Origin of the sequence: Glycomyces sp. YM15 (genome assembly GCF_016918015.1) — a bacterium.
GTDB lineage: Bacteria > Actinomycetota > Actinomycetes > Mycobacteriales > Micromonosporaceae > Glycomyces.
Genome location: NZ_JAERMK010000006.1, coordinates 187812 through 209795 on the forward strand (window position 1 = coordinate 187812; position 21984 = coordinate 209795).

Below are 21984 nucleotides of genomic sequence, written 5' to 3' on the forward strand. Positions count from 1 at the left end.
GCTCGCTCGGATCGGCGAGCAGCTTGAGCGGGTCGGGAGCGCTGGACTGGAGACCGCCAGGCGGGCGGTGGACCTCGTGTTGGAGTTGTTGGAGGATCCTCGGCGGTTCCTGGAGGTGCTGCCGGAGGCACACCATCGGGCGGTTCATACCGGGTTCTTCGGGCGGCTCTTCGTCACAGTCGAGGACGGGGATCGGGTGCCTCGGGTTATTGATAACCAAGTCGCTGAGCTGCTGGAGCCGCTGGTTTCGGCGACTCGGAGTCGCGCGGGAGTTGATCGGGGCAAAACAAAAGGCCCGCTCAGCGGGCCTGTCTGTTTGGATAAGACGAAATTGGCTGGGGTACCTGGACTCGAACCAAGAACAACTGAACCAGAATCAGCCGTGTTGCCAATTACACCATACCCCAATGGTGTCTTGACGCCTCGAAGCTTGTGGCGCCGACGGGATGTAACTGTACCGGATGCGCCCGCGCCCCTCCAAACGGGTTCCTGTGATCGACGCAACGCGGGTGAACTCGGGCGGGCCCGGGCAACCCCGGGGTCGGTTCCCGCGTATTAGGCGTGTCGGGCCGCTCCGAATCCACCACGCCGCGGCCGGCCCGGCTCCGACCCGTCACCCGAAAGAGGCCCCGTGAAGTCCGAGGAGCAGCAAGAGGCCGAGTTCCGATCCTTCGCCATCGCCCAGCGCGAGAGCCTGCGCAGGTACGCGTACATGCTGTGCGGAGACTGGTATGAGGCCGACGACATCGTGCAGAAAGCGCTGACGAAGATGTTCGCGGCCTGGCGGCGCGTCGAGCCGGGCGGCGCTCCGGCGTACGTCCGCAAGATCGTCACCAACGTGTTCATCTCCCATCGGCGCCTGGCCTGGGTCCGCCGTGAGCGAGCCAGTCCCGAACTGCCCGTTCAGGAAGTCGATCGTCCGCAAGAGGCTGTCGACGTGCGGATGGAACTGGTGGCGGCGCTGAAGCTGCTGCCCGCCAGGCAACGCGCGACGCTCGTGCTCCGGTACTGGGAGCAACTGTCCGTCGACGAGACCGCGACCGCCATGAGCTGTTCGACGGGAACCGTGAAGAGCCAGTCCGCCAAGGGCCTGCGCAAGCTGAAAGAGCTCCTCAACGATTCCCAAGTCCTGGCCCGGGTCTAGCGGAAGGAAGCGAATACCGATGAACCTGCAAGACGATCCCAAGGCGTTGTTCCGCACCGCCCTGCCCGAAGCCCCGCCCTCCGAGTTCGACCTCGACCGGATCGTGCACGACGGCTACCGCGTGCGCCGCCGCCGGCGCGCCTTGGTGGGCGGGGCCGCCGCGACCGGCGTCGCCGCCATCGCCGCGGTTCTCGCCCTGACCGTGGTCGGGCTGCCCGGTGCCGACCGGGACGCGAATCCGCCCGCTGAAGCGGTCGATGAGACCGCGATGGCCGGTTACCCCTATGCACTCTCTGAGGGGTTCGGCACCGACGAGGAGCGGGAGTTCCTCGAAGAGAACGCTGTGGGGGCCTTCCAGCCGCTGCTCGACCGGGCGGGGGTGGTCCAGACTGACGGTGAGCCGTTCCGGTTCGTGCCCCGCCAGTCGCCCGGCAATTACGGCCAGACCTGGCTGCGCAGCTTTGTGGCCAGCGCTTCCTCGCTCGAAGACGACGGCAATGTCGAACCGGTGCTCAGCGTCGAGGCGCTGCTGCCCGGCGGCTGGACCGCCGAGCCGGGGCCGGTCACCGAGCAGCTCTTTCCGCAACATGTGATCAGCGCCAGCGGCAGTCCCTGGTACGAGGATGCCGACTGGACCGACGAGCTCGAAACCACCGATCTCGACGGCGGCCGCACGCTCACCACTGTGAATCACGAGTGCGCGTATGAAGCCCTGCTGACCTATCCCGACGGCAGCGGTCTGTACGCCGTGTGGGACATGGGCTGCGGGGAGGGGTCGCAGGAGTTCGCGATCGCCTTCGACGACTTCACCGCGGCCGTGGCGTCGATGCCCGAGGTGGCCTTCGACACGAGCGAGCTGCGTCCCGTTGATGAGCTGGTGGAGGTCCCGACCGGCTGGCTCTACGACGCCGAATGGGAAGGGTCGGCTCAGGGGTCGGCACAGGCCTCGGCCGATGCGGCGCGCTTCTTGATCCAGGCCGAGATGCCCGGCTCCTCGCTCGGCGAGGGCACGGCCGAGTACCTGGGAAGCTCGAATCACGGCTCGGTCGTCGAGCGCCGCTACCACGCGTCGGGGGTCATGGTGTTCGCCGACGGCGGCGGCGAGGCCCCGTTCGACCTGAACTACACGCTGCCGGGCGGTTGGCTTCCGGGCATCGCCGAGTCGCCCGAGTTCGGCCCGGAGCTGCACCGCTGCTTGGACGGTGCCGTCTGCGAGTCGGAGACGGAGGACGACGGGACGGTCTGGACGTTCGAAGAGATCATCGAACCGCAGGAGTCTCCCGAGGGCGCATCGGATCCCGATGAGTACACCAACCACCAATTCGAGGTCACCCGGTTCGACCCCGACGGCTGGGCCGTCGCGATCTCGGTGCGGTGGACAGGCAGCGTCCCGTTCGAGCGGGAGGAACTCACCGACGTCCTGAGCGCGCTGCCCGCTCCGGTGTACGACGCCGCGGCGGAGCCGCAGATCCCGGAGAACTAGCGCCGCAACGTGATCTGAAGCAGCGAGACGCGGGCCCGACTCCGTCGAGTCGGGCCCGCGTCATCCCCCGTCGGGGCGGCAGGGCCGCCTAGCGCAGGACCTGCCAGTCGCGGGAGCCGAGGTATTCCGGGCGGTGCTTCTCGGCCGCGAACGGCGCTTCCAGAGCGTTCTCGACGCTGTTGAACACGATGAACAGGTTCGAGCGCGGGAATGGCGTGATGTTCCCGTTCGAGCCGTGCATGCAGTTCGAGTCGAACCAGATCGCCGAGCCGGCGGGGCCGGTGAACTGGTGGATGCCGTGCTTGTCGGCGAGCATCCGCAGCGAATCGTGGTCGGGCGTGCCGACCTCCTGCTTCACCAGGGACGCCTTGTGGTTGTCCTCCGGGGTGGCGCCGACGCACGAGACGAACGTCTGGTGCGAGCCCGGCATGATCATCAGCGAACCGTTGAAGTGGTAGTTCTCGGTCAGCGCCAGGGAGAGGCTGACCGCGCGCATGCGCGGCATCCCGTCCTCGGCGTGCCAGGTCTCGAAGTCCGAGTGCCATTCGAACGGGGCGCCGCCGAAACCGGGCTTGTAGTTGACGCGGCTCTGGTGCACGTACACGTCGGATCCCAGGATCTGGCGGGCGATCCCGGCGATCCGCTCGTCGCGGATGAGCTCGGCGAAGTGGGACGAGAGGCGGTGCACGTCGAAGACCGAGCGGATCTCGTCGGTGCTCCGCTCGCGGATCACGCGCTCGTCGCCGTCGAGGGACCGGTCCTGCAGGAGATGGTTGAGTTCGGTCTGGGCCGCGGCGAGCTCGTCGGGTTCGAGCAGCTGCTCGATGGCGGTGAAGCCGTCGAGTTCATGCGTGCCGAGCTGCTCTTCGGTGAGCGGCCCGTCGCCGGGGCGGCCCCACACGGCGGGGTCTTCGGTGCGGTAGACCAGGCGCGGTTCCTTGAAGCGCCGTGTGGGGTAGAGGTCGGTGGACTGCATTGTCGTTCGCTCCTCACTGCGCCGCAGGGCATGCGGCGCACAGATCGGCTAGTCGTCTTCGGTGAGCAGGGGGTAGGTGCCGTCGGCGTCGTGGACCTCGCGGCCGGTGACCGGCGGGTTGAACACGCACACGCAGCGGAGGTCCTGCTCGACGTCGAGCGTGTGCCGCTCACCGCCGTTGAGCAGGTACATGGTGCCCGGAGTGAGGGCGTGGACGTCGCCGGTCTCGAGGTCGCGGAGCTTGCCCGAGCCTTCGATGACGTACACGGCCTCCACGTGGTTGGCGTACCGCATGGTGGTGGAGGTCCCGGCGAACAGGACCGTGTCGTGCAGCGAGAAGCCGACCTTGTCGCGGGCGAGCAGGAGGCGCCGGGAGCGCCACGTGCCCTTGGCCTGGTCGCGGTCGTGCCCTTCGACATCGAACTCGGTGCCGATGAGGTCTTCGAGTCTTCTGACGATCATGCGGCCCCCTTCGCGGCGGCTTCCTTCTCGACCGTGGCGACGGCTTCGCGCACGATGTCGACGCCTTCCTCGAAGTCGGCGCGGCTGGTGGTGAGCGGCGGGAGGAACTTGACGACTTCGTCCTCGGCGCCGGAGGTCTCCATGAGCAGGCCGTTCGCGAAGGCCTCCTTGCAGACCTGACCCGCGTGCTCGGGGTTCTCGAAGACCATGCCGCGGGCGAGGCCGCGGCCGCGGGTGGTGATGCCGAGTCCGGCGTGGCTGGCGGCGATGTCGGAGAGTTCACCGTCGAGCCAGGCGGCGTTCGCGTCGACCTGGGCGGTGAAGTCGTCGTTGCGCCAGAACGTCTCGAGCGCGGCGGTGGCGGTGACGAACGCGGGCGCGAACCCGCGGAAGGTCCCGTTGTGCTCCCCCGGGTCCCACACGTCCAGGTGGGGTTTCATGAGGGTGAGCGCGAACGGCAATCCCATGCCGGACAGAGACTTCGAGAGCGTCACGATGTCCGGGTAGATCCCCGAGCGCTCGAACGAGAAGAACGGACCCGTTCGACCGCAGCCCATCTGGATGTCGTCGACGATGAACAGCATGCCGTGCTCGCGGCACACCTCCTGGAGCCCGCGCAGCCATTCGTGCGTGGCGACGTTGATGCCGCCCTCGCCCTGCACGGTCTCCACGATGACCGCGGCGGGCTGGTCGAGACCGGAGCCCGAGTCCTCCAAGAGGCTGCGCAACCACAGGAAGTCGGGCGTCTGGCCGTCCATGTAGTTGTCGTAGGGCATGGTCGCGGCGTTGTTGAGCGGCACGCCCGCGCCGCCGCGCTTCATCGAGTTCCCGGTGACCGCGAGGGCCCCCAGGGTCATGCCGTGGAAGCCGTTCGTGAAGGACACGACGGTCTCGCGACCGGTGTACTTGCGCGCCAGTTTGAGTGCGGCCTCGACCGCGTTGTTCCCGGCGGGGCCCGGGAACTGGACCTTGTATTCGAGGTTCCTGGGCGCGAGTACGACGTCGCGGAAGGTCTCCAGGAAGGTGCGCTTCGCCCCCGAGTAGGTGTCGAGGGTGTGGACGACGTTGTCCTCGGCGAGGTAGGCCAGGAGGGCCTCCTTGAGCACGGGGTGGTTGTGCCCGTAGTTGAGCGAACCCGCACCGGCGAAGAAGTCGATGTACGACCTTCCCTGCTCGTCGTCGATGCGGCTGCCCTTCGCGGTGGTGAACACCGTGGGCCAGTTGCGGCAGTAGGAGCGGACTTCTGATTCGACCTGTTCGAAAACCTGCATGATCTCTTCTGGGTCGGCCTGTTGGCTGTTCTCCGCTTCCCGGCGGCCGTGGGCACGGCCTGACCGGGCGCATACCCGGGCCGGCTCAATTCGGTGCCCGGGTAGGGCTGGCTCAGTCCGGCAGCGCGCCGTCGTGCGGCTTCGCCGCACTGGTGAACGGTCCACTGTGCTCCTTGATCGGGTGCGCAAGCGGCCCGATGCGGTGAAGCACCTCCGGCTCATGGCCGGAGCCGAGCTCTCGCTCAGAGAACAGCACGTCGCGCGTCAGGTCCGCGCCGTTCGCTTCCGCGAACGACTCGAACAGGCGCATCGACGCTTTGTTGTCCGGAGTCACCGTCGTCTCGACGAATCGGACTCCGTTGGAGCGCATGCGAACGACCGCGTGGTCGAGCATGGTCCGAGCCAATCCCCGGCGGCGGAAGCCGGGTGCGACCGCGACCTGCCAGACGAAGTACACGTCCGGCGCTTCGGGCCTGCGGTAGCCGGTGATGAAGCCCGCGATCGTTCCTCTCGGATCGCGGGCGACGACGCTCGTGGCCGCGAAATCACGGCACCACAGCAGGTACGCGTACCTGCTGTTGACATCGAGGTTCCCCGCCTCGCTGGCGAGGTTCCACAGTTCGGCCCCTTCGGCGGGGGTGGGCGAGCCGAAGCTCAGGTCTCCGCTGGGGTCGATTCGTCCTCTGACCTGGGTGGCCGGGCCTTGCGAGCCGCTGTCACTTGCGTCACCGGATGGCATGGGAACGACCGTAGCAAAGAAAACGGCGATTGTTAAGGCTACGAGAACGATATTGTGAAGTTGTGATTGCATGATCTAGCGCTCGATCGCCTCCGCGACGTGTCCCTGCGGGTCGAGGCGTTCGAGCCCGGCCCGCTCGGTGATCGACTTGCGCAACGCCAGCTCGGGATCGACCCCGGCCGCCCGCGCGGCGGCCACGGCGGCGAGCAGGAAGTCGCCCACCTCGTCCGCTTCGAGTTTGAGGCCGTCGGGCAGTTCCGGCAGCTCGAGCGGCTCGCCCTGGTCGTGGAAGCGCTCGATGACCTTGGCGGCCAGCGACAGCGACGGCAATTGGCGGGAGACGCCGTCGGCCGGATGGTCGCGTTCCGGCTTCTCGGCGGCCTTGGCCTCGTTCCAGTGCTCGTAGAGGTCGTCCGGGTCGGCGTCGCCCCACACGTGCGGGTGGCGGCGGATGATCTTCTCGACCAGGTCGCCCGCGACGTCGTCGATGTCGAAGTCCTCGGCGAGCGCGGCGTGCAGCAGCGGCTGGAACAGCAGGTCGCCGAGCTCCTCGCGGAGCTCCTCGGCGTCGCCGTTCGCGATTGCGTCGAGGACCTCGTAGGACTCCTCGAGCAGGTACGGCCCGAGCGTCTCGTGCGTCTGCTCGAGATGCCACGGGCAGCCGTCCTCGGCGCGCAGCCGGGCCACCGCCTCGACCAGGTCGAGCAGCCTCGCACCGGGCGGATCCCAAGAGCCGTAGACGATCTCGAGCTCGATCTCACCGCCCGCAACGTATTCGGCGAGGGCCTCGCGCAGTTCCTCGTCGCCGTCCTCGCCGACGATCCAGACGCCGCCGGTCTCGATGAACTCGGCGGCGTCCTCGACCAGCTCGACGTCGATCCCGGCGCCGCGCACGGCCTCGACGGTCGGGCTCTCGAAGAACGCGGCCACGGCCTCGGCGTCCTGCAGGGCGTCCCAGGCCTCGACGGTGAGCAGCCCGGCGGGGATGCGCGGCGAGGTCAGGAGCCAGATGATGTCGCTCAACGCTGCGGCACCTCGACGGTGAACACGCCGACGAGCGGGCTGATGTCGAGCGCGCCGTAACGCGGGTTCACGGCGATGTCGTACTCGTCGACGTACTCGTTGAGGTCGTCGGCGAACCCGGCCTGCTGCTCGCCCCAGCGCCACACGGCCTCCTGGACCACCGTCGGGTCGGCCTGGGCGGCCATGTTGAACTCCATGAGCTCCTGCTCGGTGAGCCCCTCCGAGGCGATCCAGCCCTCCACCGCGCGCTGCAGCAGGTTCTGGTCGCCCGAGACCGCCGTGTTCAGCGCCTCGAGCTCCGCGTCGGTCATCTCGCGGGGCTCGGCCGCCGCGGCGATGTCGTCGTAGTACTTGGCGGCCTCCATGTACTGGGCCTCGAACTCGTTCGCGGCGTTGTTCGTGTCGGGGGCCTCCAAGTCCATGGCCTGCCCCAATTCGGCGAAGAGCACGATGAACGCGGCCTTCTGGCGGCTGTCCGCGTAGCTGATCTCCTCGATCGTCGCGCCCTGCTCGAGGTACGAGCTGACCTCGCCGTCGACATAGCTGTCGAGCGTGGCCTCCGTGACGCGCTGGTCGCCGACGAACATCGCGGCCCCTTGCTCACTTCCGCAGGCCCCCAAGGCCAAGAGCCCGACCGACGCCACCGTGACAAGCCTCAGTATGCGCACAGCACTTCCCTTCACTCGACTGCCCCTGTGACCTTAGCCTCACCAAGGATTCCTCCACAATCCGCCCACCTGAGACGCGGACGGCAGCGGCCGGGGCCGGGTCTCAGCGTTCGCCGCGGGGTTCGGATTTCGATGACGATCGATCTCGCGGCCATGCGTCGACGAAGCGTTCGAGCAGCTCGGCGAAGGTCCGCACCTCGCCATCGGTGAACTCGGCGAGAGCTTCTGCGACGCTCCCGCGACGGCCGGCGCGGACGCGGTCGACGAGGCCCTGGCCCTCGGCGGCGAGTCGGATGCGGGCGTAACGGGAGTCGCCCGGGGCGGTCTCACGTTCGATCAGGCCGTCGGCGAGCAGTTCCGCGGTGAGGCGACTGGCGCGCGGCCGGTCCACGTCGATCGCGTCGGCGATCTGCGAGATGGACAGGCCCTGCCCGTTCCCGTCGAGGGCGTCGAGGTAGCGGAAACGGGCGGCACTCGCCGCGGATGCCGCAGCCGGATCGCCTCCGGCCGTGCGGCGCTGGAGGCGCCGGGACTGCTGGTCGCGCCTGATGCGGACGAGAGCCCGCTCGATCACCTCGTCAGGCTCTGGCTCGCGACCGCTCATAGATGCCATCCTACAACAGTTGCACTTTGACAACTGTTGATCCTAGAATCAGTTGCATGATTACAACTGCTTTGGCGTCGGTGTGGCGGCGAATCCTGCTGGGGGCGATCGCGATCGTCGGCTACGGGATCGTCGCGGCCACCGGTGCCTTCCTCATCCCCGAGCGTGCTTGGCCCGCAATCGGCGACGACCAGTACTCCTCGGCACAGGCGACGATCGTGCCGGCACTGAACGTCTTCGCGTTGGCCATGCTGTGCTTCGCAATCGCGGCACCCCTGGTTCCTCGGGCCATCCAGGTCGCGTTCAACCTGGCCGCCGCGGTCGTCGCCGCAGTAGCCGGACCGCTGCTGGCTCGCTTTGCCGATGCCCGCACCGGCATCGACTTGCTCACTCCCGGCACCGCCGCGCTCCTCGCCACCGGGATCCTGGTCGGCCTCACCCTGATCTGGGCCACCGATCGACTGAAACCGCGACCTCACTGACGGGCAATGCCAAGCGGCGAGGCGGGCCGACCGATCCCCCACCAGGATCGGTCGGCCCTCGGCGGGGCGCTCGCACGGCTCGGACCTGGAGCTTCACCGAGCCGGGGCGCTCCCTATCGGTTGCGCTTCTTCACGACCTTGCGCGTTTCGGCGACAATCCACGGGCACCACTTGTCACTGTTCCACGCGCCGTGCCAGTACGGCGACTCGTTGATGCCCTCTTCGAAAGTGGCGCAAGGGTTCGGGCCGCCGCCGCTGTCGCGGCAGTCGACCCGGTAGACGCTCGGGTCGGTCGAGGTCTGGAAGACGGTGAAGAAGGCCGGCCCGCGCTGGAACTCGCCGAGGTACACGCCCTGCTTGTGCTTGGCTTCAGCCATTGCAGACACGGACCTTTCCGAGTGTCGGCGGCCGGCCGTCGTAGAAGACCATGAAGGCCTGGTCCTTGAACCACGACTTCCACTCCTCACTGGACGAGCGCCATCCGTCTCCCCAGGTGGCTCTCAGATTCCAGCTCGCCAGGCCGGACACGATCACCACGACGTCCGCCCGATTGGCCCCCGAGAACACCTGGAACGAGTCCGGCGCTCTTGAAGCGCGGACCGTGAATTGGCGCTGCCCGTCACTGAACCGGCCCCGCACAAGGGGGTCCGGAACGGCATCCGGCGCGGTCGATGGCTCTCGCATCTCTCGTTCTCCTCCCATCCGCTTCTGCGGTATTGAGTCGAGAGTAGGGAGAAGCGGGCTCTGTCTCAAGGCGAAACACCAGGTCGGACTGTTGGCAATCCGACAGATGAGATTTGTTGGGCCATAAGAATATGGCAGTTGGGCCTGCCAAACTGCCATCCGGAATCCAGCGGTTCTTGAGGTTGCACAATCTGTTGTGATTGCGATACTGAGTTGATGTCGACGGCATCTGAACTTCGCAGGCAGGTCGGGCGTGAGCTTGAGGCGCAACGAGAACTGGCCGGGATCAAAGTCACCGATCAAGAGGCTGCGGCGATCGTGGGATCGACTCGGACGCTGAAGCGGCTCGAAGCCGGAGTCAAAGTGCGGGTGACCTTCGTGGTCATCGGCAGGCTCGCGGAGTATTACGGAGCACCAAGGCAGACGAGGTTCGAGCTGGAGCGCATCTGGCGCTTTGTGGATGATGAGATCTGGGCGCAGCCTAGCCACGCGGTCGAGAACTCGGGCTGGGATGTCTACCTAGAGTTCGAGCGACTGGCAGTGGGCTTGAAGAAGTTTGAAACCATGTTCGTGCCAGGCGAGATCCAGACCGAGCGGACCATGCGGCGGCTCTTTCAGCGCGGCGATGTCTCCCCAGAGCGGATCCCAGTGCTGATCGAGGATCGACTTGCCAGGCAGGAAACGCTGTCGAGCCGACTTGAGTCGATCAAGTTGCAGTATCTGCTTACTGAGATGGTCCTGCGCTGCGGCTGCGATGAAGAACAGCTCGATCGATTGCTCGAAATCGAGGAGCATCCGAACGTGACCATCGAGTACTTGCCGTTCTCTGGCGGGCCATATCCAATGCTTGATGTCCCCTTCTACGTACTATCCTTCAGAGATCACGAGGATCCCAGCATCGTCTATCTGGAGAGCCCCTTCGAGCGCCGGTTCTACGAGAACAGCGATGCCGTGGGCAAGTATCACCAGATCTTCGAAGGAGGGCTCCGACAAGCCAAGTCTCTGAAGGAGTTCCAGCGATGAGCCAGGATGGGTGGCGCAAGTCGAGCCGGAGCCAGGGCACCGCGAACAGCGACTACGTGGAGCTAAGGGTCTCCCCGTGGCGCAAGTCGAGCCGGAGCAACGGCGCAGAAAACAGCGCCTGCGTGGAAGCCCGCCCGGCAGCTACCGGCTTCCAGGTTCGTGACAGCAAGCTTGGCGATGACTCCCCGATCTTCGAGCTGAAGACCGCCGACTTCACCGCGCTGCTCCAGCGAGCCGACCGGTAGTCCGACCCAGAACACAGCTCGGCCCCGCCACCTCGGCGGGGCCGTTCCGCATTTCGCGGTTGTCTCACTTGTCGTGGCCGCAGCAGCCGTCGTCGCTGGCCGATTCGGCCTTGGCATCATCGGCGAACGCGGCCGCCACCGGAGTGCAGCAGTTGTCGCCCTTCCACGCTTCGATGCCCTCTCTCACCGCAACCGCGGCGATGCCAAGGGCCGCAATCGGGTCGGCCCAGGACCAGCCGAACAGGCTGTTGAGCGCGAGGCCGACGAGCAGCACCGCCGACAGGTAAGTGCACAGCAGCGTCTGCTTGGAGTCGGCTACGGCAGTTGCCGACCCGAGTTCCCTTCCGGCCCTGCGCTGTGCGGCCGAGAGGATCGGCATGACCAGCACCGAGACCCCGGCGAGGATGAGGCCGACCGTGGAGTGCTCGGCCTCGGCACCACTGATGAGTCCTCGGATCGACTCGAACGTGACGTAGGCGGCGAGGGCGAAGAACGAGAACGCGATGATGCGCAGCGCCCGGTGCTCGCGCGCTTCGCGAACTTCGGGGTCCGTTGCGGAGAACTGCCAGGCGACTGCCGCGGCCGAAGCGACTTCGATGATCGAGTCGAGCCCGAATCCGATGAGCGCCGTCGAGGACGCGATCGTTCCGGCGGTGATGGCGACGACGGCTTCGATGACGTTGTAGGCGATGGTGCCAGCGACCAGGAACCGGATAATCCGCGTGAGTTGGGCGCGGCGTTCGGGGGTGGGGCCGGTCGGCTTGAGCGAGAGTGAGATCGGGGCGGCCATCAGCAGCAGTCCTTCTCGTCGGTCGCGTCGCAGGCCTGCGGGTCGACCGAGAGGACGACGCCGAGGAGGTCGCCCAAGGCGTGCGCGAGTCGGGGGTCTGCCAGCTCGTAGCGGGTGCGGCGGCCTTCGGGGACGGCGACGACCAGGCCGCACCCACGCAGGCACGCGAGGTGGTTGGACAGGGACTGACGCGAGACGCCGAGGGTCTCGGCCAGGTCCGCGGGGTAGCCCGGGGCTTCGCGCAGCGCTAGGAGCAGCCGCGAGCGGGTCGGGTCGGACAGCGCATGGCCGAAGCGGGCCAGGACTTGTCCGTAGGTCAGGGTCTCCACGACGCCAATAGTACACGGAATCGTGTATTCATCGAACCATGTACCAAAGAAGGGTTTCGCCAGGGATCAAATCCGGTTGGACCCCTTCGTCAGTCGGCGTCGGCTTCATTGGGGTCGTGGGCGATGCGGGGCCGGCGGCGGGGACGCGGCCGGGGGCGCATGCCCTGGATCTGGTCGATCTCGTAGCGCACGTACCAGGGTTCCCAGCCGCCTTGGCGGAACCATCGGCGGGCGCTGCGGGCGGCGAGGCCGCCGAGGACGCACAGGCCGATGAATATCCACAGTGGTGCGACGATGAGGGCGAAGACCTCGCCGTAGGTGCGCACCACGGCGGTCATGCCGATGATCACGTTCAGCGGGACGATCACGACCGCGGCGGCGCGGGCCCATTTGCGGCCGAGGCCGAGGGCCAGGACCACCATGACGTAGGGAACGGTGTAGATGACGAGGGCCGGGACGACCGCCGCGATCGGGTAGCCGCTGCCGATCTCGATGGCGCCCTCGATGTCGGAGAGCAGCGGGACGTTCTCGGTCTCGTCCTTGAACCAGTTGAAGACCCGGGGCCCGACGCCGACGCTCACGCTGACCAGCATGAAGTACTGGAACACCATCATCACCTGCGCGAGGTCGACCGAGTGCGGCTTGTCGTACAGCGCTTCCGAATCGAACTGGGTGCTCATGGCGGGGCTCCAAGCTGCCGGGTCCTCAAGCGTACGGCCGCAATGCCCCTGAGGGGAACCGCGAAGCGGCGATCGCGGCAGGCGCGGTTCGGTTAGGGTCTTCGAACAGTGGACACCTTGCGACCTTCCGACCTCGCCCGCGAGCACGGACTCTCGACCCAGGCGGTGCGCAACTACGAGCGGGACGGCTTCATTCCGGCGGCGTCGCGCACGCGCAGCGGGTACCGGGTCTACACCGAGGCGCACGCCGCGGCGCTGCGGGCGTTCCTGGCGCTGATCCCGGCGCACGGGCACGCGACGGCGGGCCGGATCATGAACGCCCTCAATGCGGGAGACACCGAGGGCGCGCTGGCCTTGATCGATCGCGGGCACCTGCGGCTGCTGCGCGACCGGGAGACGCTCGACGCCGTGCGCGCCGCGATCGGGCACCTCACGGCCGTGCCCGCGCCCGCGCGGTTCACCGGGCCGCCGCTCACCGTGGGGGAACTCGCGCGGCGGCTCGAGGTCACGGCCGCGACCATCCGGAACTGGGAGCAGGCCGGGATCCTCGCCCCTGAACGCGAACCGGTGACCGGGTACCGGTTGTTCCGGCAGGAGGACGTGCGCGACGCCGAGCTCGCCCATCTGCTCAGGCGCGGCGACCATCCGCTGGAGCGCATCGCCGTGGTCGTGCGGCAGGTCCGGACCGCCGGCGGTACCGAGGAGCTGGCCGGGGCGCTCGAGGGCTGGGGCCGGAGGCTCACGGAGCGCGGGGTCGCGATGCTCGACGCCGCCGCGCAGGTGAGCCGGTACCTGCGGCTCATCTGATGAACTCGCTGATTGACAAGTGTTGATATCCCACTTACCATGGCACGGTCATTCTCGGAAAGTTTCATGAAACTTGTCGAAACTTCCGAAGCTTCGTTTTCCCTCCTCCGCAATGGAGTCGCAAAGCCATGGAACGTCAACCCCGACCTGGGCGCCTGCGCGCCCTCGCCGCCGGAGCCGGAGCGCTGGTCCTCCCCGCCGCGCTCGCCTTCGGCCAACCCGCCGCCGCCCAAGACGAGGGCACCGTCGTCTACGCCGCCGACTTCGAGGACGGCACCGTCGGCGACTGGGCCCCGCGCGGCCCTGTCACCCTCGCCGTCGAGGACGGCGCCCTCCTCACCACCGGCCGCACCGCCGACTGGAACGGCCCCGCGCTCGACCTCACCGACCACATCACCGCCGGTGGCGTGTACGAGATCTCACTGGACGTCCGCTTCGCCGCCGAAAGCGCCGGAAGCCAGATCAGCGCCACCGTCCAGCGCGAAGCCGGCGGCGAGACCGCCTACGACAGCCTCGTCTACCAGGCCGCCGTCGGCGGCGAATGGGCCACGCTCAGCGGCGAGTACAGCATCGCCTCCGCCGCCGACGCCCTCACGTTCTATGTGGAGTCCCCGACCCCCGACGCCTCGTACCTGATCGACGATTTCCAGATCACCGAGATCGCCCCGCCCGGCGTCGACCTGAGCATCCCGTCGCTCAAGGACGTGCTCGCCGACTCGTTCCCCTTCGGCGCGGCGATCGACCCCCGGGACCTCGACGGCCCCAACGGCGAACTGCTGAACAAGCACTTCAACCAGGTCACCGCCGAGAACCACATGAAGGTCGAAGCGATCCAGCCGACCGAGGGCACCTTCACCTTCGACGCCGCCGACGACATCGTCGAGCACGCCGAAGCGAACGGCATGGAGGTCTACGGCCACACGTTCCTGTGGCACAGCCAGACCCCCGACTGGTGGTTCACCTACCCCGCCGATCACCCCAATGCCGGTGAGCCCCTTGGCAGCTCCGCAGAAGACCAGCAGATCATGCTCGACCGCCTCGAAGCGCACATCGGTGCCATCGCCGCGCACTACGGCGACCGCGTCTGGGCCTGGGACGTCGTCAACGAGGTCATCAGCGACAACGCCGCCGAGGTCCACCGCAACAGCCGCTGGTTCCAGATCTTCGAAGGCCCCGAGTACATCTCGCACGCCTTCCGCATCGCCCGCGAGCAGCTCGACGCCGTCGGCGCCACCGACGTGAAGCTCTTCATCAACGACTACGGCACCGACAACCCGGCCAAGCGCGACAACCTCTACAACCTCGTCGCCGACATGCTCGCCGACGGCGTCCCGGTCGACGGCGTGGGCCACCAGACTCACATCAGCCTCAACACCCCCCTCAGCAACATCGAGGCGAGCATCGACAAGTTCGCCGGACTCGGCGTCCTCCAAGCGGTGACCGAGCTCGACGTCGCCATCGGCGCCCCCGTCGAAGGCGTGGAGTTCCCCGAGTACGAGGCCCGCATCGTCCAGCAGGGCCACTACTACCGCGACCTGTTCGCCATGCTCCGCGAGAAGGACCTCGCATCCGTGACCGCCTGGGGCGTGCACGACGGCCGCTCCTGGCTGCGCGGCTTCAACGGCACCCGCCCGCTGGAGTCCCCGCTGCCCTTCGACGACGACCTCCAGGCCAAATGGGCCTACTGGGGCATCGTCGACCCCAGCCACCTCCCCGAGATCCCCGAGGAACCGGTGCCCGACTACGCCCGCGTGCAGGTGCCGCAGGCCAAGACCGCCCCGGTGATCGACGGCGACAAGGACAAGGCCTGGAAGAAGGCCGCCACGGTCGCCACGGACGTGCTCGTCGAAGGCGGCGCCGACGGCGCCACGGCCGACGTCTCGCTGATGTGGGACGAGCACGCGATCTACACCCTGTTCGAGGTCACCGACCCGACTCTGGACGAGAGCAGCGCCAACCCCTGGGAGCAGGACTCCGTCGAGGTGTTCCTCAACCCCGGCAACACCAAGCAGGGCGGCTACGGCGACGCCGACGGCCAGTACCGCGTGAGCTTCACCAACGTGGTCACCTTGGGCGGCAACGGACCCGAAGCGGGCGAGATCACCAGCGCCGCCGCGGTCACGAGCACCGGCTACACCGTCGAGATCGCGATCGCGCTGGCCGAGGGCCAGGGCGCGGTCGGCGCCGAGCACGGCCTGGACCTCCAGGTCAACGACGCCACCGACGGTGTCCGCACCGCCGCGCACACCTGGTACGACCCGACGGGCCAGTCCTGGAGCACCAACAAGAACTGGGGCATCGCCGAACTGGTCGAAAAGGTCAAGAACGACAACGGGGGCGGCGGCAAGCTGCCGATCACCGGTGCCGGTCTGTCCGTCGCCATCGTCTCGGCCGCGGTCCTCGCGGTCGGCGGCACCATGCTGGTCCTGCGGCAGCGCCGCGCCGCCGCCTGGGGCGAGTGACGGGATGAGCGCATGAGAGGGCGGGACCGCGAGGTCCCGCCCTCGTGCGCATCCGGTGCGATGTCGTCCCCGCGTGCCACCATGGGGGTATGTGTCGCAGTGTGAAGACCCTGTTCAACTTCGATCCGCCGGCCACGGACGAGGAGGTCCACGCCGCCGCGCTCCAGTACGTGCGCAAGATCAGCGGCTCGACCCACCCGTCGCAGGCCAACCGGGAGGCCTTCGACGCGGCCGTCGCCGCGATCGCCGCCGCCACCCAGGAGCTGCTCGACAACCTGGTGACGACCGCGCCGCCGAAGGACCGGGAGGTCGAGGCCGCGAAGGCGAAGGCCCGCGCGGCCCAGCGCTTCGGGGCTTAAGACCGGTCCGAGGAATTCCCCGCGGAGTCCTCGGTGGGAAGCTGAGACTTCCACATGTGAGGAGGTCGTCATGCGGTTCGAAGGGTATCGGGTGGTCGTGACCGGGGCCGGTCGCGGTTTCGGGCGGAGCCTGGCGGTCTCGCTGGGGCGGGACGGCGCCGAACTGTTCCTCTCCGCCCGCGATTTCCAGGCGGTGGAGGCGGTCGCGGAGGAAGTGCGGCACGTCGGCGGGCGGGCGCACGCGTTCGAATGCGACCTGGCCGACCCCGAGTCGGTGCGCGAGTTCGCCGCGGCCGCGGGCGAGGTGGCCGACCGGATCGACGTGCTCTTCAACAACGGCGCCCCGTACCTGGACGCGGGCGGGTTCCTCGAAGCCGACGACGCGCAGGTGGTCGCCACGATCAACGCCGGGGCGACCGGGACCGTGCTGGCGACCAAGGCGTTCCTGCCGCTGCTGCTGCGCAGCGGCAGGCCGGACATCGTGACGATGGTGTCGGGCTGCGGCGAGCACGGCAACCACCGGTCGGAGGCGCACGAGGCGTTCTACGCCGCGAAGGCCGCCCAGGCCGGGTTCACCGATGTGCTGTCGAAGCGGCTGCGTCCCAAAGGGGTCCGAGTGATCTCGCTGTACCCGCCGGACTTCGACAACCCCGACCCGCTCGGCCCCGCATGGGAGTCCGAGCGCGGCGACGGGGACGCCCTGTCGGCGCGTTCGCTGGTCGACTGCGTCCGCTTCGCCATCGGGCAGCCGCGCGACTGCTTCATCAAGTCGTTCTACTTCGAGCAGGCGTGAAGGGCCGGGAGGTCAGCTGCGGGGCAGGTGCAGTGCGACCGCGCGGCTGATGTCGCTCGGGGTGACGATGCCGACGAGCCGGTCGCCGCTGAAGACCAGGGCGCGCCGGTCGGCGGCTGCGGAGAGGCGCGGCAGCAGGTCGGTCACCGGTTCGCCGGGGTCGGCGACCGGCACCTCGCCGGGCGGGCAGGCGGCCTCCCGGAGGGTCGTGGTCGGGCGTTCTCGGGCGGGGACGGCGATCAGGCGGTCGAACGTGATGAGCCCTTCGAAGCGGCCCCGCTCGTCGAGCAGCGGGAACGAGGAATGGCGGCGGACCAGGGTGTAGTCGTGCAGGAACGCCTCGACCGGGAGGTCGCCGGAGGCGGTGTCGGGGTCCTGGGTCATGACGTCGCGTACCCGCAGACCCGCCAGGGCCGCCCCCGTCTGGGCCTGCCGTTCTTCGGCTCCGGCCATGAGCAGGATGAACAGGCCGAGCATCAGCCACCACAGGCCGGCACTGTAGCCGAACAGGAACTCCATGCCGCCCAGGAGGAGCAGGAACATGCCGAAGCCGCGGCCCGCTCGCGCCGCCCAGACGGCCGCGCTCACGCGGTCGCCGCGCGCGGCCCAGAGCGCGGCCCGGAGGATGCGGCCGCCGTCGAGCGGCGCGGCCGGGATGAGGTTGAAGGCGGCGAGCAGGACGTTGATGACGGCCAGGTACGAGGCGACCGCGACCCAGAGAGGGCCGGCCCCGATGAACGCCAGGAACCAGGCGAGGGCGGCGAAGACCAGGGCGGACGCGAGGCTGGCCGCTGGCCCGACGATGGCGATCGCGAAATCGGCGCGGGGACGGGAGGCCTCGCCGCGGATGCTGGAGACCCCGCCGAGCAGCCACAACGTGATGCCCTCGACCTCGAGGCCCTGGCGTTTCGCGACCACCGCATGGGCGATCTCGTGGGTGAACAGGGAGGCCATGAACAGCACCGCGGCGACGAGCCCGGAGGCGACATGCGCGACGGTCGACTGGTCGGGGTAGGCGTGCGCGAGACCGGAGGTGACCAGGGCGAACAAGAGGACCACGGTGCCGAGCGCGCTCCAGTGCACGCCGATCTTGACTCCGGCGACGGTCCCGAGCTTCAAGGTCGCGCCCATGCTCGGGGGTACCCCCGGCATCGCGCCGTGTAACGGCCGCGACCGGGAAGTTCAGTCCGTAACGGGCGAAGCCGGCGCCGGACGCGCGCGTGGAGCCCGGCTTCGGGTGCAGCGCCGAGTCGAAGACGACCGGCTCGGCGTCCGCTCAGGCCGCCTCGGGGATGATGTCGTTGACCAGGTCGGCGCACCACTGCAGGAGCGCCAGGCCCTCCAAGGGCTTGCCGCCGATCTTCGACGTGGTCGGGCGCGGGACGCTGATGAGGCCCGCGGCCTCCTTGTAGTGCGCGTCCGGGTAGTGCCGGCCGAGGCGCAGCTGCTTCGAGTCCGGCAGCTCCACGGTGGAGAACCGGAGGTTCTTGCCCTGCAAGGCGACGTCGGTCAAGCCGTGGTTCCTGGCGAGGAGGCGGAAGCGCGCCAGGTGGAACAGCGTCTGCACCTGGTCGGGCGCGGGACCGTACCGGTCCTCCATCTCCTCGCGCACCTCGTCGAGCTCGGCCTCGCTGTGGACCTCGGAGATCTTGCGGTACATCTCCAGGCGCAGGCGCTCGACCTCCACGTAGTCGAACGGGATGTTGGCATCCAGCGGAAGCTCCACTTTGACCGGTGCGGGCGGCTCCTCCGCCCCGCCCTTGAAGGACGCCACCGCCTCGCCGACCATGCGGAGGTACAGGTCGAAGCCGACGTCGGCGATGTGCCCGGACTGCTCGGCCCCGAGGAGGTTGCCCGCGCCGCGGATCTCCAGGTCCTTCATCGCCACGTACATGCCCGCGCCGAGCTCGGAGTGCTGGGCGATCGTCGCCAGGCGCTCGTGCGCGGTCTCCGAGAGCGGCTGCTCCGGCGGGTACAGGAAGTACGCGTACGCGCGCTCGCGGCTGCGGCCCACGCGGCCCCGGATCTGGTGCAGCTGCGAAAGGCCGAGCAGGTCGGCGCGCTCGACGATGAGCGTGTTCGCGTTCGGGATGTCGATGCCGGACTCGATGATCGTGGTCGAGACGAGCACGTCGTACTCGCCCTCCCAGAAGCCCTGCATGATCTGCTCGAGCTGTGTCTCGGTCATCTTGCCGTGGGCCACCGCGACCCTCGCCTCCGGGACGAGTTCGCGCAGGCGCGTGGCGGCCCGGTCGATGGACTCGACGCGGTTGTGGAGGTAGAAGGCCTGCCCGTCGCGCAGCAGCTCGCGGCGGATCGCGGCGGCGACCTGCTTGGCCTCCCAAGCGCCCACATAGGTCAGCACCGGGTGGCGCTCCTCGGGCGGGGTCGCGATCGTCGACATCTCGCGGATGCCCGTGACCGCCATCTCGAGGGTGCGCGGGATCGGTGTGGCGGACATGGTGAGCACGTCCACGGCGGTGCGCAGGGCCTTCAGCTTCTCCTTGTGCTCCACGCCGAACCGCTGCTCCTCGTCCACGATGATCAGACCCAGGTCCTTGAAGCGGGTCTCGGCCTGGAGGAGCCGGTGCGTGCCGACGAGGATGTCGACCTCGCCCGCCGCGATGCCCTTCTGGATCTCCGCGGCCTCACGCGTCGACTGGAACCGCGAGAGCTGCTTGATCTTCACCGGGAACTGGCCCATGCGCTCCACGAACGTGCCGTAGTGCTGGCTCGCGAGGAGCGTGGTCGGCACGAGCACGGCCACCTGCTTGCCGTCCTGCACGGCCTTGAACGCGGCGCGCACGGCGACCTCGGTCTTGCCGTAGCCCACGTCGCCCATGACGAGGCGGTCCATCGGGACGCGCGCCTCCATGTCAGCCTTGGTGTCCATGATGGCCGACATCTGGTCGGGGGTCTCGATGTACGGGAAGGCGTCCTCGAGCTCGCGCTGCCACGGCGTGTCCGGGCTGAACGCGTGCCCTTGGGCCGCCTGCCGGGCCGCATAGAGCTGGATCAGCTCGGCCGCGATCTCGCGCACCGCCTTGCGGGCGCGGCGCTTCGTCTTCTGCCAGTCCGCGCCGCCGAGCTTGTGCACCGAGGGCTGCTCGCCGCCGACGTAGCGGGTGAGCTGGTCGAGCGAGTCGGTCGGCACGAACAGACGGTCGCCGGGCTGGCCGCGCTTCGAGGCGGCGTACTCGATCACCAGGTACTCGCGCTCGGCCCCGCCGATCGCGCGGCGCACCATCTCGACGTACTTGCCCACACCGTGCGAGTCGTGCACCACGAAGTCCCCAGGGGACAGTTCGAGGGGGTTGACCATGCCGCGCCGCTTGGTCGCCTTGCCCTTCCGCGGCTTCTGGGCCGCGAGGGCCTTGCCGCCCGCGATGTCCGCGGCCGTCACGACCACCAGACCCGAAGCGGCATCGGCGAACCCGAGCGCGAGCGTGCCGGTGCAGGCGACGACCTCGCCGGAACGGAACTCCTGCGGCACGGACTCCAGATGCGCGCCGATCCCCTCGGCCCTCAGTTGCTCGGCGGCGCGCTCGGCCCCGCCGAGGGCCGGGTAGACCACGGCGACGGCGCGGCCCTCGCGGGTCCAGGCCTGCATGTCGGCCACGAGCTGCGGCGTGTTGCCGTGGTAGCGCGGGGTCTCGGTGATGCCGAGGTCCACGGTGACCGACTCGTCCGCCTGCACCGATCCATAGTGGATCGGCTCGCCGGTGATGGCCGCGAGTTCCGCGGCGATCGCGTCCTGCTCGGCCTCCTCCGGGGCGACGGCGAACGGCGAGACCGTCCACCAGCGCTGGCCCTTGGCGAGCGCGGCGGTGCGCGCCTCGGCGAGGTCGTGGAACGTGCCGGCCCCCAAGTCGACGGGCGCTTCGGCGCCGACCGCGGCGGCCGCCCACGAGGCCTCGAGGAACTCGTTCGAGGTGGCGACGAGGTCGAGCGCGCGGGTGCGGATGCGCTCGGGCTCGATCGCGACGACGAGGGCGTCCCGTGGCAGGACCTCTTGGAACAGTTGCAGCTCTTCGGGTCCGGCGAGCGCGGGCAGTAGCGACTCCATGCCCTCGACCGGGATGCCCTGGGCGAGTTTGGCGCACATCTCGGCGAGCCCGGGATAGGACTCGCCGAGGGCGGCGGCCTTCTCGCGGACCTCGTCGGTGAGGAGCAGTTCGCGGCAGGCGACGGCGCGGAGCTCGGGGGCCTCGTCGAGGGAGCGCTGGTCGGCGACCGAGAACTCGCGGATGGAGTCGACCTCGTCGCCGAAGAACTCGAGGCGCAGCGGGTGCTGCGCGGTGGGCGGGAACACGTCGAGGATGCCGCCGCGCACGGCGAACTCGCCGCGCTTCTCGACGAGGTCGACCCGCTCGTAGGCGAGGTCGACGAGATGGGCGGCGAGGTCGAACAGGTCGGTCTCGTCGCCGCGCCGCAACCGCACGGGCTCGCGTTCGCCGAGGCCCTTGAGCTGGGGCTGGAGGGCGCCGCGCACGGGGGTGACGATGACGCGGGGGACGTCGCCGGCGTGGATGCGGTGGAGGAGTTCGAGGCGGGCGCCGACGGTGTCGGAGCGCGGGGAGAGTCGCTCGTGCGGCAGCGTCTCCCAGGCGGGGTAGAGCGCGATGTCCTCTTCGCTGATGAAGGAGGCCAGGGATTCGGCGAGTTCTTCGGCTTCGCGGGAGGTCGCGGTGATCGCGAGCACCGGGCCGCGGGCGTGGGCGGCGGCCTGGGCGAGCGCGAGGGGGCGCGCGCCGGGCACGGCGACGACGTCCACGGAGCGGTCGGAGGAGGAGGCGAGCTCGGCGATGCGGGCGAGCTTCGGCGCTGTCGCCGCCAGCGTGAGCAGGCTGGCGAGTTTCGGAACGGATCGGCCTTCGGACATGCGGACTCCTGCGAGGTTCCGGGTTCGGCTGTGCTCGAGGCACGACGATTGGCCGGAATCCAGGCTCAGGGCCTGGTT

General features: G+C 68.7%; 22 protein-coding genes and 1 tRNA gene. 9 read left to right on the top strand and 14 right to left on the bottom strand.

Annotated elements, in window-relative coordinates:
* Window positions 1-332 precede the first annotated feature (332 nt).
* Window positions 333-407: transfer RNA gene (locus JHY01_RS09260), tRNA-Gln, on the bottom strand.
* A 224-nt stretch (window positions 408-631) separates the two neighbouring features.
* On the opposite strand from JHY01_RS09260, the gene JHY01_RS09265 reads away from it, so the two are divergent.
* Both JHY01_RS09265 and JHY01_RS09270 read left to right on the top strand, forming a co-directional pair.
* Window positions 632-1144 carry a SigE family RNA polymerase sigma factor gene (locus tag JHY01_RS09265; RefSeq protein WP_205325335.1) on the top strand — a complete coding sequence of 171 codons (513 nt, stop codon included), beginning with the start codon at window positions 632-634 and terminating at the stop codon, window positions 1142-1144.
* 19 nt (window positions 1145-1163) lie between these two features.
* Window positions 1164-2627: a hypothetical protein gene (locus JHY01_RS09270; protein ID WP_205325336.1), complete on the top strand. Its 1464-nt coding sequence runs from the start codon at window positions 1164-1166 to the stop codon at window positions 2625-2627.
* 88 nt (window positions 2628-2715) lie between these two features.
* Here JHY01_RS09270 and thpD read toward each other — a convergent pair whose 3' ends face one another.
* The 7 genes from thpD to JHY01_RS09305 form a co-directional block, all read right to left on the bottom strand.
* Complete coding sequence (thpD, locus tag JHY01_RS09275) at window positions 2716-3603, bottom strand: ectoine hydroxylase (protein WP_205325337.1); 888 nt, start codon at window positions 3601-3603, stop codon at window positions 2716-2718.
* Between the two features lie 48 nt (window positions 3604-3651).
* Window positions 3652-4065, bottom strand: coding sequence for an ectoine synthase (locus JHY01_RS09280; protein ID WP_205325338.1), 414 nt, complete (start codon window positions 4063-4065; stop codon window positions 3652-3654).
* Window positions 4062-5336 (bottom strand): diaminobutyrate--2-oxoglutarate transaminase, encoded by a 1275-nt coding sequence (gene ectB / locus JHY01_RS09285; RefSeq protein WP_205325339.1) that lies wholly within the window; start codon window positions 5334-5336, stop codon window positions 4062-4064. The genes JHY01_RS09280 and ectB overlap by 4 nt, the downstream gene beginning before the upstream one ends.
* Before the next feature lie 112 nt (window positions 5337-5448).
* Window positions 5449-6075 carry a diaminobutyrate acetyltransferase gene (ectA, locus tag JHY01_RS09290; protein ID WP_205325340.1) on the bottom strand — a complete coding sequence of 209 codons (627 nt, stop codon included), beginning with the start codon at window positions 6073-6075 and terminating at the stop codon, window positions 5449-5451.
* Between the two features lie 75 nt (window positions 6076-6150).
* Entirely contained in the window at window positions 6151-7098 is a 948-nt protein-coding gene (locus tag JHY01_RS09295) for a MazG family protein (RefSeq protein ID WP_205325341.1), read from the bottom strand.
* Window positions 7095-7685, bottom strand: coding sequence for a hypothetical protein (locus JHY01_RS09300; RefSeq protein ID WP_205325342.1), 591 nt, complete (start codon window positions 7683-7685; stop codon window positions 7095-7097). Before JHY01_RS09300 ends, JHY01_RS09295 begins: the two co-directional genes overlap by 4 nt.
* 184 nt (window positions 7686-7869) lie before the next feature.
* Window positions 7870-8370, bottom strand: coding sequence for a MarR family winged helix-turn-helix transcriptional regulator (locus tag JHY01_RS09305; RefSeq protein ID WP_205325343.1), 501 nt, complete (start codon window positions 8368-8370; stop codon window positions 7870-7872).
* A gap of 56 nt (window positions 8371-8426) precedes the next feature.
* Here JHY01_RS09305 and JHY01_RS09310 point away from each other — a divergent pair, with 56 nt between their 5' ends.
* The gene (locus JHY01_RS09310; RefSeq protein WP_205325344.1) at window positions 8427-8852 is read left to right on the top strand and encodes a hypothetical protein; all 426 of its coding nucleotides are present in this window, start codon (window positions 8427-8429) and stop codon (window positions 8850-8852) included.
* Between the two features lie 113 nt (window positions 8853-8965).
* On the opposite strand, the gene JHY01_RS09315 is transcribed toward JHY01_RS09310, so the two are convergent.
* Window positions 8966-9229 (bottom strand): hypothetical protein, encoded by a 264-nt coding sequence (locus JHY01_RS09315; protein ID WP_205325345.1) that lies wholly within the window; start codon window positions 9227-9229, stop codon window positions 8966-8968.
* 523 nt (window positions 9230-9752) lie between these two features.
* Between JHY01_RS09315 and JHY01_RS09320 the strand changes: the two genes are divergently transcribed.
* Both JHY01_RS09320 and JHY01_RS09325 read left to right on the top strand, forming a co-directional pair.
* Window positions 9753-10559, top strand: coding sequence for a helix-turn-helix transcriptional regulator (locus JHY01_RS09320; RefSeq protein WP_205325346.1), 807 nt, complete (start codon window positions 9753-9755; stop codon window positions 10557-10559).
* Window positions 10556-10804 (top strand): DUF397 domain-containing protein, encoded by a 249-nt coding sequence (locus tag JHY01_RS09325; protein WP_205325347.1) that lies wholly within the window; start codon window positions 10556-10558, stop codon window positions 10802-10804. Before JHY01_RS09320 ends, JHY01_RS09325 begins: the two co-directional genes overlap by 4 nt.
* Window positions 10805-10868: 64 nt before the next feature.
* On the opposite strand, the gene JHY01_RS09330 is transcribed toward JHY01_RS09325, so the two are convergent.
* The 3 genes from JHY01_RS09330 to JHY01_RS09340 all read right to left on the bottom strand — a co-directional run bounded on the left by JHY01_RS09330 (window position 10869) and on the right by JHY01_RS09340 (window position 12603).
* A complete protein-coding gene (locus tag JHY01_RS09330) occupies window positions 10869-11594 on the bottom strand; it encodes a cation diffusion facilitator family transporter (RefSeq protein ID WP_205325348.1) in 726 nt (241 codons plus the stop codon).
* The gene (locus tag JHY01_RS09335) at window positions 11594-11923 is read right to left on the bottom strand and encodes a helix-turn-helix transcriptional regulator (RefSeq protein WP_205325349.1); all 330 of its coding nucleotides are present in this window, start codon (window positions 11921-11923) and stop codon (window positions 11594-11596) included. The genes JHY01_RS09330 and JHY01_RS09335 overlap by 1 nt, the downstream gene beginning before the upstream one ends.
* Window positions 11924-12012: 89 nt before the next feature.
* Window positions 12013-12603, bottom strand: coding sequence for a hypothetical protein (locus JHY01_RS09340; RefSeq protein WP_205325350.1), 591 nt, complete (start codon window positions 12601-12603; stop codon window positions 12013-12015).
* Between the two features lie 117 nt (window positions 12604-12720).
* Between JHY01_RS09340 and JHY01_RS09345 the strand changes: the two genes are divergently transcribed.
* From JHY01_RS09345 to JHY01_RS09360, 4 genes are all read left to right on the top strand, one after another.
* Complete coding sequence (locus tag JHY01_RS09345; RefSeq protein WP_205325351.1) at window positions 12721-13410, top strand: TioE family transcriptional regulator; 690 nt, start codon at window positions 12721-12723, stop codon at window positions 13408-13410.
* A 128-nt stretch (window positions 13411-13538) separates the two neighbouring features.
* Window positions 13539-15872 carry an endo-1,4-beta-xylanase gene (locus JHY01_RS09350; RefSeq protein WP_205325352.1) on the top strand — a complete coding sequence of 778 codons (2334 nt, stop codon included), beginning with the start codon at window positions 13539-13541 and terminating at the stop codon, window positions 15870-15872.
* Window positions 15873-15961: 89 nt separating this feature from the next.
* Window positions 15962-16231 (top strand): DUF2277 domain-containing protein, encoded by a 270-nt coding sequence (locus JHY01_RS09355; RefSeq protein WP_205325353.1) that lies wholly within the window; start codon window positions 15962-15964, stop codon window positions 16229-16231.
* Window positions 16232-16301: 70 nt separating this feature from the next.
* A complete protein-coding gene (locus tag JHY01_RS09360; RefSeq protein ID WP_205325354.1) occupies window positions 16302-17024 on the top strand; it encodes an SDR family oxidoreductase in 723 nt (240 codons plus the stop codon).
* 12 nt (window positions 17025-17036) lie between these two features.
* On the opposite strand, the gene JHY01_RS09365 is transcribed toward JHY01_RS09360, so the two are convergent.
* Window positions 17037-18155, bottom strand: a complete 1119-nt coding sequence (locus JHY01_RS09365; protein ID WP_205325355.1) for a site-2 protease family protein — start codon at window positions 18153-18155, stop codon at window positions 17037-17039.
* A 145-nt stretch (window positions 18156-18300) separates the two neighbouring features.
* Complete coding sequence (gene mfd / locus JHY01_RS09370) at window positions 18301-21906, bottom strand: transcription-repair coupling factor (RefSeq protein ID WP_205325356.1); 3606 nt, start codon at window positions 21904-21906, stop codon at window positions 18301-18303.
* Between the last annotated feature and the right edge of the window lie 78 nt (window positions 21907-21984).

Coding starts and splice junctions, on each gene's coding strand:
- ectB (WP_205325339.1), bottom strand. CDS start 5,336: ATGCAGGTTTTCGAACAGGTCGAATCAGAAGTCCGCTCCTACTGCCGC.
- JHY01_RS09300 (WP_205325342.1), bottom strand. CDS start 7,685: ATGTTCGTCGGCGACCAGCGCGTCACGGAGGCCACGCTCGACAGCTAT.
- JHY01_RS09355 (WP_205325353.1), top strand. CDS start 15,962: ATGTGTCGCAGTGTGAAGACCCTGTTCAACTTCGATCCGCCGGCCACG.
- JHY01_RS09320 (WP_205325346.1), top strand. CDS start 9,753: ATGTCGACGGCATCTGAACTTCGCAGGCAGGTCGGGCGTGAGCTTGAG.
- JHY01_RS09340 (WP_205325350.1), bottom strand. CDS start 12,603: ATGAGCACCCAGTTCGATTCGGAAGCGCTGTACGACAAGCCGCACTCG.
- JHY01_RS09325 (WP_205325347.1), top strand. CDS start 10,556: ATGAGCCAGGATGGGTGGCGCAAGTCGAGCCGGAGCCAGGGCACCGCG.
- JHY01_RS09280 (WP_205325338.1), bottom strand. CDS start 4,065: ATGATCGTCAGAAGACTCGAAGACCTCATCGGCACCGAGTTCGATGTC.
- JHY01_RS09360 (WP_205325354.1), top strand. CDS start 16,302: ATGCGGTTCGAAGGGTATCGGGTGGTCGTGACCGGGGCCGGTCGCGGT.
- JHY01_RS09330 (WP_205325348.1), bottom strand. CDS start 11,594: ATGGCCGCCCCGATCTCACTCTCGCTCAAGCCGACCGGCCCCACCCCC.
- JHY01_RS09315 (WP_205325345.1), bottom strand. CDS start 9,229: ATGGCTGAAGCCAAGCACAAGCAGGGCGTGTACCTCGGCGAGTTCCAG.
- ectA (WP_205325340.1), bottom strand. CDS start 6,075: ATGCCATCCGGTGACGCAAGTGACAGCGGCTCGCAAGGCCCGGCCACC.
- thpD (WP_205325337.1), bottom strand. CDS start 3,603: ATGCAGTCCACCGACCTCTACCCCACACGGCGCTTCAAGGAACCGCGC.
- JHY01_RS09310 (WP_205325344.1), top strand. CDS start 8,427: ATGATTACAACTGCTTTGGCGTCGGTGTGGCGGCGAATCCTGCTGGGG.
- JHY01_RS09305 (WP_205325343.1), bottom strand. CDS start 8,370: ATGAGCGGTCGCGAGCCAGAGCCTGACGAGGTGATCGAGCGGGCTCTC.
- JHY01_RS09365 (WP_205325355.1), bottom strand. CDS start 18,155: ATGGGCGCGACCTTGAAGCTCGGGACCGTCGCCGGAGTCAAGATCGGC.
- mfd (WP_205325356.1), bottom strand. CDS start 21,906: ATGTCCGAAGGCCGATCCGTTCCGAAACTCGCCAGCCTGCTCACGCTG.
- JHY01_RS09350 (WP_205325352.1), top strand. CDS start 13,539: ATGGAACGTCAACCCCGACCTGGGCGCCTGCGCGCCCTCGCCGCCGGA.
- JHY01_RS09270 (WP_205325336.1), top strand. CDS start 1,164: ATGAACCTGCAAGACGATCCCAAGGCGTTGTTCCGCACCGCCCTGCCC.